General features: G+C 44.9%; 9 protein-coding genes. 1 reads left to right on the forward strand and 8 read right to left on the reverse strand.

Annotation, left to right across the window (positions count from 1 at the left end; genetic code table 11):
• Positions 1-48: 48 nt before the first annotated feature.
• The gene (locus V7K44_RS23020) at positions 49-621 is read left to right on the forward strand and encodes a hypothetical protein (RefSeq protein ID WP_334934712.1); all 573 of its coding nucleotides are present in this window, start codon (positions 49-51) and stop codon (positions 619-621) included.
• Here V7K44_RS23020 and V7K44_RS23025 read toward each other — a convergent pair.
• The 8 genes from V7K44_RS23025 to V7K44_RS23060 all read right to left on the reverse strand — a co-directional run bounded on the left by V7K44_RS23025 (position 605) and on the right by V7K44_RS23060 (position 13939).
• Positions 605-1906 (reverse strand): hybrid sensor histidine kinase/response regulator, encoded by a 1302-nt coding sequence (locus tag V7K44_RS23025; protein ID WP_334934714.1) that lies wholly within the window; start codon positions 1904-1906, stop codon positions 605-607. The two genes, V7K44_RS23020 and V7K44_RS23025, sit on opposite strands and share 17 nt — an antisense overlap.
• A complete protein-coding gene (locus V7K44_RS23030) occupies positions 1903-4698 on the reverse strand; it encodes a CHASE2 domain-containing protein (RefSeq protein ID WP_334934716.1) in 2796 nt (931 codons plus the stop codon). The genes V7K44_RS23025 and V7K44_RS23030 overlap by 4 nt, the downstream gene beginning before the upstream one ends.
• A 167-nt stretch (positions 4699-4865) precedes the next feature.
• Positions 4866-5786, reverse strand: coding sequence for a DUF928 domain-containing protein (locus tag V7K44_RS23035; protein ID WP_334934718.1), 921 nt, complete (start codon positions 5784-5786; stop codon positions 4866-4868).
• Between the two features lie 194 nt (positions 5787-5980).
• Positions 5981-8530 (reverse strand): CHAT domain-containing protein, encoded by a 2550-nt coding sequence (locus V7K44_RS23040; RefSeq protein WP_442940712.1) that lies wholly within the window; start codon positions 8528-8530, stop codon positions 5981-5983.
• Between the two features lie 99 nt (positions 8531-8629).
• Entirely contained in the window at positions 8630-11107 is a 2478-nt protein-coding gene (locus V7K44_RS23045) for an S-layer family protein (RefSeq protein ID WP_334934722.1), read from the reverse strand.
• Between the two features lie 70 nt (positions 11108-11177).
• A complete protein-coding gene (locus V7K44_RS23050) occupies positions 11178-11453 on the reverse strand; it encodes a hypothetical protein (RefSeq protein WP_334934724.1) in 276 nt (91 codons plus the stop codon).
• The gene (locus tag V7K44_RS23055; protein ID WP_334934726.1) at positions 11450-13231 is read right to left on the reverse strand and encodes a ShlB/FhaC/HecB family hemolysin secretion/activation protein; all 1782 of its coding nucleotides are present in this window, start codon (positions 13229-13231) and stop codon (positions 11450-11452) included. Before V7K44_RS23055 ends, V7K44_RS23050 begins: the two co-directional genes overlap by 4 nt.
• Before the next feature lie 540 nt (positions 13232-13771).
• The gene (locus V7K44_RS23060; protein WP_334840183.1) at positions 13772-13939 is read right to left on the reverse strand and encodes a CopG family transcriptional regulator; all 168 of its coding nucleotides are present in this window, start codon (positions 13937-13939) and stop codon (positions 13772-13774) included.
• Positions 13940-14391 lie beyond the last annotated feature (452 nt).

Below are 14391 nucleotides of genomic sequence, written 5' to 3' on the forward strand. Positions count from 1 at the left end.
TCTCAGTTGCACTCAATTTAATAAATCCTCAACATTTAAGAAACTGGTTTGCTAGTTGCTGCTACTGTACCTCATAACAGCCGTAAATGCTGTAAGCATGGTAGCCACATCAATCCACGTTCCCAAGGTGGATCGAATGCTGCTGATAATATCCTTTGGGAAGTAGGTGTTGACAATCTCCGCCGAGGTGCCAAAGTAATGACCGTTGGCGAACAGTTCTATATTCGGGTTTATAATGCGGTAGATTCTATTGTCAGCAATTCTGGGACGATCGCGAAACTTGGGATTACTGCAACCGTAACAGCTATTCTCACTCAGGTTGTAGTCACGGCGATTTCCTACTCTTTGGATCTTTATCGGGGCGACATTACTGTTGAAGAGTATAAAAATCTAATTTTTGAAGCAGCAAAGGCAGCAGGTATTGCGACACCAATTGTTTTTTTGGTCTTGGTGGCTGTGTTAGCTTTATTTCCAGAATTTACAGTTATTTTGTCAGCACCAGTCGTTGTTGCAGGCTTCAATGCTTTATTTAGTATTAGTATTGCTACACCCATCATTCAATCGCTAGTTCGTCATATCGAAGCTGGAGGTTTTGGCATAGAAACTACATCGGCAGAGTAATAATAAATTTTGTCCCCTCACCAGGTGTTGACAAGCATTTGACTTGTCCGTTGTGTTTGTCAACAATAATTTGGTAGCTGATCGCTAATCCCAGCCCGGTTCCTTTGCCCACAGCCTTGGTTGTGAAAGATTGCTCAAAAATTCGAGATTGCACCTCAGTAAGCATACCAGGGCCATTATCTTGGATGCAAATTGTGACGGTTTGTTGTTGGGGATTAACCGATGTGGTAATAGTGATGATGTTCGGGTAAGCAGCAATATCTCGATCGCAATTGTTTTGATGAAGTTCATCAAATGCATCAATGGCATTGGCGATGATATTCATGAACACCTGGTTCAGTTGTCCGGGATAGCAACTGATTGGAGGTAACTCACCGTATTGTGTGACAACCTGGATTTTAGTGCGATCGCCATTACCTTTGAGTCGATGTTTCAACAGCATTAAGGTGCTATCGATTCCTTCGTGAATCTGAAACTCCACCTGAGATGAAATATCTGCGCGAGTAAAAGTTCTCAAAGAGAGACTGATATCTTTAAGACGGGTAATTCCCTGGTGCATTGATGCCATTAGTTTTGGCAAATCCTCCGTCAGATACTCCAAGTCAATTTCTTCAACAAGCTCTTGAATTTCCGAGTCTGACTGCGTTAGCTTCTGCTGTTGCAGGCTCACCAGGCGAAGTAGATTATTTACATATTCCTCAATATAAGATAAATTTCCGCCAACGAAACCAACCGGATTATTAATCTCATGACCAATACCTGCAACCAACTGTCCTAATGTGGACATTTTCTCACTCTGGATCATTTGTAGTTGGGTTTGCTGTAACTGTTGTAGAGATTGAGTTAATTCTGCGGTGCGTTCTTGCACGCGTTCTTCTAATGTGCGGGTGAGATGGGAAATTTTGAGGTGTAACTTTAAACGGGCAATGACTTCTTCCTGTTGGAAGGGTTTGGTAATGTAGTCAACTGCACCTATTTCCAATCCCGCCACCTTGTCTGTAGAATCGGATAGGGCAGTCATGAAAATTACTGGAATATTGTGAGTGATAGGATTGGTTTTCAGTCTGCGACAAGTTTCAAATCCATCAATACCTGCCATCATTACATCCAAAAGAATCAGATCGGGATGAGCATAAGCTGTTTGTTCGATCGCTGACTCTCCATCTGTTGCCATGAGGGCTTTCCAGCCACACCTCTGAATCGCTTCAGATAGCACCTTGAGATTGTTTGGATTGTCATCCACTAACAAAATATGTATGGGTTTCGAGATAGGAACAGCGATCATGGATGTAACTCCGTTGTGACAAATGATTTGAGTAACTTACGGATTTTTCCGGTTTGGAAATTGGCAGTCAGTTTGCTTAACTCTGCTGCAAAGGGAGCTAGTTGACTGTTTTCCTCAATTAGTTCTCTTAACATTCCCTCAATCGCCGAGATATCTCCCATCATTGCCAGATGATAGAGTTGTTGCAAAACATCTTGGGATGGTAGAACCCATTTACTACCAGTAATCTGCTCACCTTTGGGAGGCGAAGATTCGGCATACATCCATTCCACTCCCAAGAGCGATCGCAGTCTATTGAGTAGTTCGTCAATCTGAAGAGGTTTGGGTAGGAATGCTGTTGCCCCTGCCTCTAAACTCCGCTGACGATTTTCCTCAAAAACGCTGGCACTAGAGACAATAATGGGAATAGAACAGGTTTCGGGATTCGCTTGTAGGTGAACCATTAGCTCAAAACCATCCATATTCGGCATGGCTAAATCGAGTAGAATCACATCTGGATTGTGTTCAATTGCCATCTGTAGCCCATGTTTGCCATCGGTCGCTTCTAGGGTTTGACAGCCAATTTCTTGCAGCAGACTGGTTAACATAGAACAATGGTTGCGATCGTCATCGACAATTAGAATCTGAGGCGCACTACCCTGAATCCCGGTAATTTTCTGAGAAGTTGGGGTGTAATCCGTCTTAGACATCGCTCCTCCACGCCAGTCATGTAGGGGTAGCCCGTCGTAGACATCGAGTGGTACTGATACTGTCAAATCCAGCCAAAACAGACTTCCTTCACCTAAGTGGCTCTGCACCTGAATTTGGCTTCCCATCAATGCCGCAATTCTTTGGCTAATCGCCAATCCCAAGCCAGTACCTTCAGATCGTTGTCCTGCTTCACCCACTTGCTCAAAGGGCAAAAAGATTTTCTCAAGTTGGTCTGGTGACATCCCAATACCCGTATCTTCAATTTGAAAACGAATTTTGGCGATTGCAGATTGGGAAGATTCTTGCTCAGTCTCCAATAACTCTACTTTGAAAATTACGCTACCGCTATCAGTAAATTTGATCGCGTTGCCCAGCAAGTTAATTAATACTTGACGCAGCCGTTTTTCATCGACTTCAATAGCAAGTGGTAGGCGATCGCTAATTAAGATATTAAATTTAATCCCTTTCTGTTCAGCCCGGATACCGCAAATCTCAGTCACACCATGTAAGAAACTGGGCAGATGCACACTAGTGACAACCAAATCCAATTTCCTCGCTTCTATCTTTGAGAGATCGAGAATGTCATTGATCAGCATCAAAAGATGTGAGCCGCATTGGTAGATAATGCTAACCCCTTCTAGGTTTTTAGCTGTCATGTTTGGCGATCCTTCTAGTACCTGGGCAAAACCAAGGATGCCATTGAGAGGTGTACGTAGTTCGTGGCTCATGTTGGCGAGAAACTCACTCTTGGCCTGATTAGCAGCATCGGCAGCTTGCTTTGCCTCCACTAATTCATGAGTGCGTTCTTCGACTTTTGTCTCTAGAGTTTTGGAATAATCCAATAGTTGACTGTTGGCAATTTCCAGTTGGCGATTTGTTTCTTCTAACTGCCGCTGTTTATAGGCATTAGTTGTTGCAATCACACTACCGATAAACGCGGCCAAGGCAGGTGTTACCGGAATTAAAACACCATGCAAAAACATCCCATAGCCACCCCATATACAGGCTCCACTGATACTTACAGTTGCCCAAAGGATTTTGCCACCGGGAATCCGCAGCTTGCTACTGGGTAACAACCAACTACCCGCAGAACCAATAACAGACCACAAAACAATCCACAACGACAGAAAAATGCCAGAAACACCGTGCAGACTGGCTTTTCCTGTTTTTGCTCCTCGTACTAGTTGATGAGCAATATTGGCATGAACAACCACACCTGGAGTCGGTTTTTGAGCAGAGATCCAGGAAGAGAAGGGTGTGCTGAAGAAATCATTGGTACTGGAGGCGATTGACCCAATAAATACCATGCGATCGCGCATCAAATCTGCTGGGATTTTCCCTGCTAACACATCGCGCATCGCAACTGTCCGAAATGCGGCATCTGTTCCATGCCAATTGAGCAGAATTTGATAGCCTCCTAAATCGGCATCGGTATAACCTGCTTCTTGATTTTGCAGTGGTAAGTAAATTTCCTTACCCAACTGAAACTTTTGTTTTTGGGGGTCAATGCTTTCTAAGCTAATTTTTTCAGCTTCGAGGTACTTTAGGGCTACAAGGGTTGCTAGCCCGGCTTTAATGGTGTTTTTCTCTTTGGCATCTTCAGCTGTCAGCAGGGCGCGACGTACAAAGCGATCGCCATCCAAGACTAAATCTGCTAATCCTACCCGATCCTGTTTTTTCAATTCCGGCGGGGGATTGACGCGTTCGCCGGTAATTTTCTCAACTCCGATTAAATTGGGAGTGTTGCGAAAGACTCGAACAAGTTGCTCGTGTCCGCTTCCTTCGGGTAAATCTCGATAGAGATCCAAGCCAATGGCTCTAGGCTGCTGCGCCTGGATTTTTTCTAGTAATCGTGCCAGCGCCCAGTCTGGAACTGGCCATTTACGCACTGATTGGATATCACGCTCATCGATTGTAACAATCACAATCTCATCTGCGATCGCCTCTGAAGATCGCTGACGAACCCATTCGTCGCGGATTTTCCATTCCGGTAAATTGAAAAGTCCCAACGATTGCCCAACTATAACCGTCAAGGCAACGCTGGGGGTAATAATTAAAATGCTGCGAGTATGTTGGATAAAAGCCTGTAATCTGCGCCACATATTGGGGATTGGGGACTAGGGATTGGGGACTGGGGAAGGTGGGGCCCCCTCTGGGGATAAGGGGTAATGGGGATGAGGGAGCAGGGAGCAAGAGAGAAGAGTTTTCCCCTCCGCCCCCCGCACCCCGCCCCTCAGCCTCTTTTCAATACCCAACCCCAAAATTGGCATTAGTTAGTAGATGCTAATAAGTTCGCTGTTACAATCTCCTTCAAACTCACTGAGGATAGAAGTTCTTCCCATTGTTTTCGGAGAGTTGCATTGTTAGGTTGAGTGGTATATACCGATGCAAGTGTTGCCACACAGTCATACCAAACACCGTTTTTACCCAAAATAGTAGCCCGCTTCAGAGCATCTTGCTCTTGAATTGCTGTTGCCAACTCCGCGCTGGGCTGGATACGCTGAATCCAACCATCGACGTAAGGCGTACTTGGACTGAGTTGACCATCTACTTTGAGTGCTAGGAACCATTGATAGTTTTTACCAACGGCTAAAGCGGGTGCATTAGCTGGTAATTTGATCGCGATTACTCCAGTTTTCTCTGGAACTGAAATGTTCATTTGATGTTGCATATTGCCAGCTTCATCCTTGAGGCTGAACACTGCTTCTTGGGCATTAGAAGCCGGGATATACACCAATATTGTGGGACGTTCAGACACTGTTGTGCCATAGAAGTTTTGGGGCAAGAGGGCGATTAGCGCTGCTGGTTGCGTTGTATTTGTAATCGATGGATTCAAGTAGTAAGTACCAACGCGAGAAGCACCCGCACTTGCTTGTTGGGGAGCGCCTTTGCCAGGGGCAGGTGTAAAGAGCTTGCCGCGAGAAGCTCCTCCAGTTGCCTGTCTGGGCGTACCTTTGCCAGGGGCAGGTGTAAAGAGGTTGCCACGAGAAGCTCCTCCAGTTGCTTGTCTGGGCGCACCTTTCCCGGCAGTAGGTGTAAACATACTACCGCGAGAAGCTCCTCCAGTTGCTTGTCTAGGAGAACTACTGTTGGGGGGTGGGGTAAATGTAACAGCATGGGCAGTAGTCCATGTACTGCTAGCGATCAGAGCGATGACGCTCAATGTACTAGCTAAATATCGACGTTTCATGATGTTTTCCCTTATGTCATTGCAATGTGATACAAACAAAATACGTTTCTTTTGACTATGGTCAGAAGCTCAGAGAAGAAGTCTAAGTAACAGTAAAGTCAGGGAACTTCTATTAGCAGTATAGGCGAGCTTTAATCAAAACCGTGTAAAAAATAGCCTAAGCTATTAGCAGAATAGTCCGTTTTATTACTTAGCTAAATCCAGTTGCCGATCAAAACAAAGCCAGACCAAAAGAACGGTTCGTGGAAATCAGTTTGGCGAATTAGACTAATTTGTGCTTGTCTTAGTGCTTCGGCTTTAGTGATTTTGGGTTGTCGCAGTTGCTCATAGAAGCGAGTCATGAGCATCGCGGCTGCCCGATCTTTGACGGGCCAGAGGGTGGCGATAGTTGAGCGTGCGCCGGATTTGACAGCCAAGCCCGCCAGTCCGAGGACGGCGCGATCGTCGCCTGCGGCAGTATCGCAGGCACTTAGTACCAGCAACTCGATGGCTTTTGATGGATCGCTACCCCGATTTTTCAGGAGTTCAGATAACTCTTTAACATTGACTTGTCCATCCCAAGTAAGCAAGAAGGTATCTTCTAGGCGGGAACTAAACTGTCCGTGGGTTGCTAGGTGGACAATACCTGCATTACTGGATTTCACCTGTTCAGCGAGGGCTTGACTGGTAAATTTCTGGTTTAGCAACACAGAGGACGATACTGACTTGGAGATTTGTTTCACCTCTGATTCCACAGCAGGCAAAGCACTAAAGCCAGCGCGAGATTGGCTAATACCACCCACGATCGCACTGATGTGGTTTTGATGAAGCGATCGCGTCGCCATTAGTTGCAATCCTGGTGAGAGCGCTACAGCATACTTCTCGATCAGATATTGCTTACCGTCAAAAAGAGCTGCTATGGGAATATTCCGCAATCGACCATCCAAAACAAACACCAATGTCTTGGTATCAATAAATGCTTGCTCTGCTTCCTCTGGACGAATCAACCAACCATAAATTTGTTGAGATAATCGATCTCGGTTTTTAGAATCTGAGACAGGGTTAAGAGCAACCAAAAAATTGTCTAGAGTCTGCTCAATTTCAGCTTGCGATTTGTGAGTAACATAGGAACGGAGTGGTTGCCCTGCTTTGGAGAGAATTACTGTTAAACGATCTGGCAGGATGATCGGATAAATGACGGTTGCAGTGGGATCAACCCGATCGATCTGTTGAGTTTTATCTAAACAGGCTTCCCGAAAAAAGTTATCGAGTTCCGCAATTTGGAGGGACTCAATCAATTCACGAGCTTGTATTAGTTCTGCTTGACTAGGTTGATTCTCTAGAAGTAAATCAACCAGTTCTCGGTAGACAGGCTCCACACTGGTGCGAAAAGAGAACTGGACATCAGGGTTGATAGCTACCAAATCTCCCCGCAGTGCCTTTAAAGCGTTGACTGCTTCTGTATAGGCGGTAATCGCTTTTGAGCGATCGCCTTGTTGTTTATACAACTGTCCCACCTGCCAAGCAGATTGAGCAATGATATCGTTAGCTTGGAGTTGGCGGGCAATGTTGAGGGATTTCTGAGTTAACTCCTGTGCTTCAGATAATTGCTGTGTACGCTGATAGAGTTTTCCCCACTGACTTAGTGCATGAGCTTCGGCTTGAGTATCCTGAATTTGCTGTGCAGATTTGACTGTGACTGCCATCAGTTGCGCCAAATCCTTCAGCGGTAGGATTTGGTCAGGATTTGACTGACGATCTAGGGTGGCAACAAAATTGATCGCTGCGTAGAGTGAGGTGTGACTGGGGGGCAGTTCCCGGAGTTGTTGGAGTAGCTGAGGTGCGAGTGGGTTAACAAACTCCAGTTTGTCGTAATTGAGGAAAAGTTTGAACTGAGCTAAACGCGCTTGTAACCGATCGCTTGGGTTAGTTGTTAAGAGTTGAGCCTGTTCAAAGTAATCTAATGCTGATTCTGGATCTTGCAAGTCAACGGCAGTTTGGCCCAAGCCGATCAGAATAGAACTTAACTGGGGTTGGGCTGAAATTTGGCGTGCGATCGCTAAACCTTGTTCTAAAACCTGTTGACTTTTGCTATCACCAATTATTTGCAAGGCTAAACCAAGCGATCGCAGTCCGCTGACTTTGATTTCATTATCCGGCAACCCTTGGAGTTTTTGAGTCAGTGCCTCTAACTGTTGTTTAGAACGACGATAAAATCCTAAACTTTGTAAAGCTTGTGCCTGGTTGATTTGACTACCCAGGCTTCCCATTGTGTCACCTGCTTGCTCATAAAATTTTTGAGCTTGTTGCCAACTTTCGAGGGCGGTTTCAGCTTTGCCAGTGTGCAATTGCAAATTCGCTTGGGTATTGAGTGCTTGTGCCCAGAGAATTGCATCAGCAGAGGGAATAGATGTTTGCAATAATTTCAGACTTTGCTCAATAGACTGTTGGGCTGCTTGCCATTGATTAAGCTCCTGTTGTGCTAGTGAGAGGTAACTTAAACTTAGAGCTTCGTTCAAGCGATCGCCTTGGGTATGATACTGTTGTGCTGCCGTTTGCCAAATTGTCACTGCTTCTGCAAAGCGTCCTGAATGGTAGAGGTTTCGTCCCTGTTCTAGCCAATTTGTCGGTTGAGAAGTCGATGCTGACGCATTCAGGGTAGAAGTTGTTGGTACTGGCAGAGACGCTCTAGTAGGTGTAATGGTTATTGCCAAACACAAGCTCAAAATACTCAGACTGATATATAGCCAACGAAGTTGTTTCATTTGCAAAATCATAAGTAATTATTACTACGAAAATTAATTATTCTGTATACTATGTCACTGTAAGATTTAATCAACTTGGTTATAAGATTCCTGAGCAAATTAACTCTTGGGAACCGCAACACAAGTTAAAGACTGTTGTACATGAGCGTCTGGTTGAGTCGCAATTAACTCAACTTTGCCCTTGGCGTTGCGATGCCAAGTCGTGGCTTCGATCAGAATCTCTGGTGATGCTGGAATTTGGGCATTGAGATCGCCCGTTTTGCGGTAAGCAGATAAATCTCGCACATCGTCCCAGGTGCTTAGGGTCGCCACTTGCTGCGTTGGATTTTGCGGCACACCACCTCGTCCCGTTGCCACAAAGCGGCTGCCTTCGCTGCCCGCGCAGCCTGTAGCAATTTGCTGGGATGGATCGGTGACATTTGCAGGCAATTCGACTAAACCAGAATTTGGATCGATACCGATAGTATTAACTTGAACCGTGCCACTTACCCCAAATTGGGAACTGGCGGTGATGTCACTATCAGAAGTGAGTTGGTTGCGGAACTTCAGCCCAAAGATGCCTTGAGTAGTGATTTGGATATTACCACCTCTGCCTTGTACTGCATTGGCAATAATATCGCTGTTTTTTAAGCCGGCGATGATGGGTGCATTGATGTTTATATTACCTCCATTCCCCGATCCGCCAGCTGTTGAGGTTATCAGGCTATTGTTTTGCAGAAGCAACAGATTTTTGGTAGACAATTTAATATTGCCACCATTACCGGAGTCTGTTTGTGCTTGAATAAACCCTTGATTCTTTAATTGGATGGTATCTGCATTAATATTAATATTGCCACTATTTCCACTACCTTGACTGGTGACACTGACTGTCCCGCCATCCATCAGCGTTAAGTTCGGTGTGGTAATGCTCACAGTGCCGGCATTCGCTGTTAATATATCCGGCAAACCAAATCGTTTCCGCAATAAAGGATCGGGTCGGATGGTGGAGGCATTAATGCTACTATTAGTTGCCCGACCTTGACCATTGATGACGATCGCTTCAGTAGCATTGATCCTCAAATCTCCCCCATTCCCTGCAAAAAATGCGGTAGTGGCAACCGCTCCCCCATCCAAAATTTGCAATTTCGCAGTATCTAGGGTCAAGGTTTTGGCACTTCCGGTTGCAAATGTAGTTGAGCTAATGTTGCTGTAAAGTCCAGAGGGGCTTTCTCCCATCACCGTGGTGTTGGTGTTGCGAATCGTCACTTTACCGCTAGAACCACTGCCAAAGGTAGCCGAAGATAGTGAGGCACCGCTTGATACTAGTAGATTATTACCATTGACGAAAACATCACCAGCATTCCCAGTGCCTAGTGTAGTAGTGTTGACTGTGGTGACATCAGCAGGATTATTGGGTGAAAAGCCAGACAGTTCAATGGCGGTTGCATCAATATAAATATTCCCACTCGGACCTGCTCCAAAAGTTGTGCTGTTCAACCCCGCTCCCGACTTGATAGTGAAGTTGGGAGTAATAACGCTGATATTCCCACTAGCTCCCATACCAAAAGCATTACTACGCACTCCGCTCTGAATTGTGCCATCAGCTGTTTTGGCAATTAGATTAATGGACTCTGTAGCCTGAAGGCGAATGTCACCACCGGGGAGATTGCCAAAATTTTGTGCCAGTACTAGAGAGCCATCGGTGAATTGAATTTGCCTACCCTGAATTTGAACCGAACCTGCATTCACGCCGCTGATATCTAATAGCGATCGCTGTGCCAATTGAATATTGCCAAAGCTTTGTACATTCCCATATCCCAGTGTATAGCCCTGTGCGGTTGGTATCAGGTTTACCAATGCTGTACCGCTGACACTACCCAATTCAACTCGCCCTCTTTCAGCGATCAGGTTTGCCCCATTTAGATGTATGTCGCCACCCACTAAAGCTAGGGTGTTTCCCGGCTCTACCCGCAGTTTTGTAGAACTGGGAGTCTGAATCGGAGGAAGCAGAACCAGTCCACTGACATTCCTCAAAGTATGTCCTGTACCTTGAATGTTGATGGGTGCGGGATTGTTACCCAGTTGCAACCCAATGGGAACATTGATGCTCAACAAGGGGGCAGATTCAGAATTAATTACACTAAACTCAGCACCACCGGCAAATTTAATACTGCTGGCAGTTGTACCAATAAAGGAACCCCCAATCTTTAGTTGGGCATTGGCTCCAAAGATGATCCCACTAGGGTTGATCAAGAAGAGACTAACGGGGTTGTTGCCGTTAATCGTCTGAATCAAGCCATCAATGCTAGAGATATTACCGCCAGTGACACGGCTGAAGATGGTAGAAATGTTGGGCGTGTTCGTTAAATCAAAAGTAGCCGAACCGCCAGTGGGAACCGAAAACTGCTGGAAACTGTGAAATAAGTTACTGTTGGCGGCACTACCGTTAGTAATGGTAAAGTTATTACCGCTTTGGGAGACAGTAGTATTGAGGGTGCCATCGGGAGTTAGCTGGGCACTCACAGAGGCACACCAAAGGAGCATCCCACCTGTCAGCATTAAATTAATCAAACCCCAGCAAACAGAAGGTGCTTTCATGGCTCACTTTCTATTAATAATATATATAGGGTTCCCTAAACGGCATTGTGTTTGAACAGCATCAACAGTTTTAGTAGTCATCTTGGGGGAGCTTTGTGAAAACGAAACTTGCCCTAGGCATTGCAATTGCTGGAACTTCAGTTTGTGCACCACAGGTTAAATATGGTTGTATATGGGTTGATTGAGCCGCAATTAACTCAATTTTGCCTTGGGTGTTGCGATGCCAGGAAGTAGCTTGGACAGGAACTTCTGAAGATTCAGGCATTTGTGCTGTGACTTCGCCAGTTTTGCGGTATTCAGAGATATCGCGGACATCGTCACAGGGATTATTTATTGATTGCCTCAAAACGCTGAATAACTCACTGAGAAATACAGTCCATTTTCCTGGAGCGATCGCTTTTCACCATCCACTGAGATTAGAGGAATGCCCCAATCTATGCGGGCCAAGAAGTCATCACCCTGTTTCCACAACAGCCCCAACCCAGTACTAACAAGCGTACTCGGTGATGGATTTTTGCCTTTGGTATTCCAGCCTTTACCTACATCAATGAAGGGTGTCAGTTGCAACACTCCGCCAATTTTGGCAGCGCGGACAATTGGGACTCGAAATTCCGCCGAAAATAACATACCATTATCTGTGAGTAATGCATCTTGGCGATAGCCCCGGACACTTAGCTGTCCACCAAGACCAAATTGCTCCAAAGGTACTAAGGAATCTGCTGCCAATTGGAAATCGCCCCTAGCTAAAAATAGAGTATCTGGTGCTAATTGCCGTACCCACTGCGCCTGTCCCCGCCACGCAAAAAAGCGGCTATCTGGTTCATTATCACTGACATTAGCATCGAACCAATCTACACCAAAACTCAATTGCGATCGCGCCGCAAATACATACTGGTTGCTTCGCTGGGTATATTCTTGAAAAAAGCGCAGAGCCGAAATATTGGTTTTTCCGTTCGCATCTGCACCTGGGGAGAGTCGAAACGGCCCAATGTTATCAAGACCCAACTCAGTTTGGCTTTCCTGGCGCGAGAATGACAGCCCAATTGCCAACTCTTGCGTTGGTTTTTGCACCAGTGGTTGCCGATAGCCCAATTCGTAAGACCTAGTGTTTGACTGAATATCAAGGACGCTGAATGGTTTTTCAATCACGCGATTCCATCCCTGGCTAAAAGCGAAGGATAGGGTGCCATTGTGGGCGTTAATTGGTAGCGTGTAATTGGCATTGATTGTATTACTGCCATCGGTATTGGCGTATCCCAGACTCAGGGTATCGCCCAAACCCAATAAATTGGCTTCTTGCAGATCCACTCCCCGGCGAAAACTGCCCACACTTGGCGATCGCCCATTATCCAGGCTTGCTGTCAGTTTAAAAGTTTCTGCTTCTTTAACCTCCACTTGCAACACATTGGTTCCCGGTTGCACACCTGTCTGCAACTCGGCTGACAGGTTTTGAATCCGCGGATTGAGGCGGAGTAGTTGCAGCTTTTCTATTAAACGCGGTACATTTAGAGGTTTGCCTGCACCAAGTTTAATGCGATCGCGAATGTATTGAGTGTGTAATCGCCTATTACCGACAATCTTAATTTCTTGCAAACTACCCTCAATCACCTGAATTTTGATTGTCCCAGCTTCTATTGTCTGCGGTGTAATCAATGCGCCTGTGGTGACATAGCCGTTATCAGTGTAAAGCTTGGTGATGGCATCTTTAACTTGCAACAACTCTGCAAATGTCAGTTCCCGTCCCACAAAGGGATTTGTGACAGCGGCAAACTGTTCTGCTTTGAAAACTGTACTGCCCAAAACTTCAATGCGATCGACCCGAAATCGGGCATTAGAGTCATCTTGCTCCAGAATTGGCTGATTCGGTAGTTTTAGGGATGGAAGCAATTGATTCTCGTCTGGTGGCTTGGGTAGCACATCCGACGGTAACGGAGTCTCAGGAAGATTATCTAACCGACTTGGGGGTAATGTCTGAGGTTCGGGAGTTTGGGCGATTGCATCCTGATGGTTACACAATATTGCGGCGATCGCAAAACTGAGTGTTATAAATCCAGCAAAAATCCTCAGTTCGCCCAAAGACTTGCTTACCTTTGGCTGATTTATAACCAAGGTTTTTCTAAGCATTATTTGTAATTAAATAAATTAGGGATTAAATTCTTAATACTTTGGAAAGTATAAGGAAGTAAGTGGTAAGTACCATATCTAACTTAATTTTTTTCCGAAAAGATCGGTAATATTACTAATTGTAAAAAAATAGTTCAGGAGCAAAGCCAGATGCAAGAAGGGTATTCTGCGCGAAAAAATGGATAAATTACTGCTTAAAGACAGCCACAAAACTTGAAATTCGGTGGTTTACAAAACACTTGCAGACTCACTACCGCTACGGGTAAGCAAGCTAGTAAGAACATCTTGATGCTGAATTCTACCTTTTTTCAATTAATTTGATATTTTTAATTATGCAAATGTATCAAGATGATTGCACGATATCCAAAGCAAAAGTCAGAGCGAAGATTTCCTCGGCTCTGAACTTTGTAAGAGAGTATTCTTATTTAAATTCCCTAACTTTACTTATAGGGATTCACTGTTAGCTGATAACTGTTAAGCAGCATATTTCACTGACAAATTAAGATGTACTTATCCTGTTTCACTTTTTTGCAGTTTGATTCATGAGCTTTCAGAGGCTTTTTCATCTTTAGCATAAAGAGAGCGAATTAACTCCCGAATTACATCAGTTGCTGGTCTGCCAGTCGTTGAACAGTATTGTTCAAGCTTCTGTGCCTCGCCTGATGTGAGATTGATTGTAAGTCGTTTAACAGCCCATTTTTTATTCATGTACTAGACAAGGTATGTTTTTAAACTACTTCTCTAATATCAATCATCTAAACTGCTCTTACAATGGTATAAGTAATGACATTTATTTCAAGTAATCATGAAGTTAAATAGGATATTTTTCCAAGTAATAGTGAAGAGGTGAAGTATATTCTAGATTATAAAGTTAAGCTACTTTCCGGGCAGTAATTATAAATAGAATGTAAAACTAACATTAAATATATCAATACAGAATAAGTATTCTCACAGAACAATTGAGGATAATATAGAAAAAGTTGGCAGACCTAGCAAATAGAATTCGCGGAAATCGCGGCTACACAAACGTACTCCTTTGGAGAACCCGTTGGCGTAGCCTCTCGAAGAGAAGGGTAGGCCGCCTACACGGACTTTCTGAAACCCGCGCAGGTGGTCACTGAGTCGGTCGTTGTGCGGGTTTAGTTTTATAGCCCCAGACT

It is taken from the genome of Nostoc sp., from assembly GCF_036917235.1.
Lineage (GTDB): Bacteria > Cyanobacteriota > Cyanobacteriia > Cyanobacteriales > Nostocaceae > Nostoc.

Excerpts from the sequence above, each read along its gene's own strand:
- V7K44_RS23025 (WP_334934714.1), bottom strand. The coding sequence starts at position 1,906 with ATGATCGCTGTTCCTATCTCGAAACCCATACATATTTTGTTAGTGGAT.
- V7K44_RS23030 (WP_334934716.1), bottom strand. The coding sequence starts at position 4,698 with ATGTGGCGCAGATTACAGGCTTTTATCCAACATACTCGCAGCATTTTA.
- V7K44_RS23035 (WP_334934718.1), bottom strand. The coding sequence starts at position 5,786 with ATGAAACGTCGATATTTAGCTAGTACATTGAGCGTCATCGCTCTGATC.
- V7K44_RS23040 (WP_442940712.1), bottom strand. The coding sequence starts at position 8,530 with ATGAAACAACTTCGTTGGCTATATATCAGTCTGAGTATTTTGAGCTTG.
- V7K44_RS23045 (WP_334934722.1), bottom strand. The coding sequence starts at position 11,107 with ATGAAAGCACCTTCTGTTTGCTGGGGTTTGATTAATTTAATGCTGACA.
- V7K44_RS23055 (WP_334934726.1), bottom strand. The coding sequence starts at position 13,231 with ATGCTTAGAAAAACCTTGGTTATAAATCAGCCAAAGGTAAGCAAGTCT.
- V7K44_RS23060 (WP_334840183.1), bottom strand. The coding sequence starts at position 13,939 with ATGAATAAAAAATGGGCTGTTAAACGACTTACAATCAATCTCACATCA.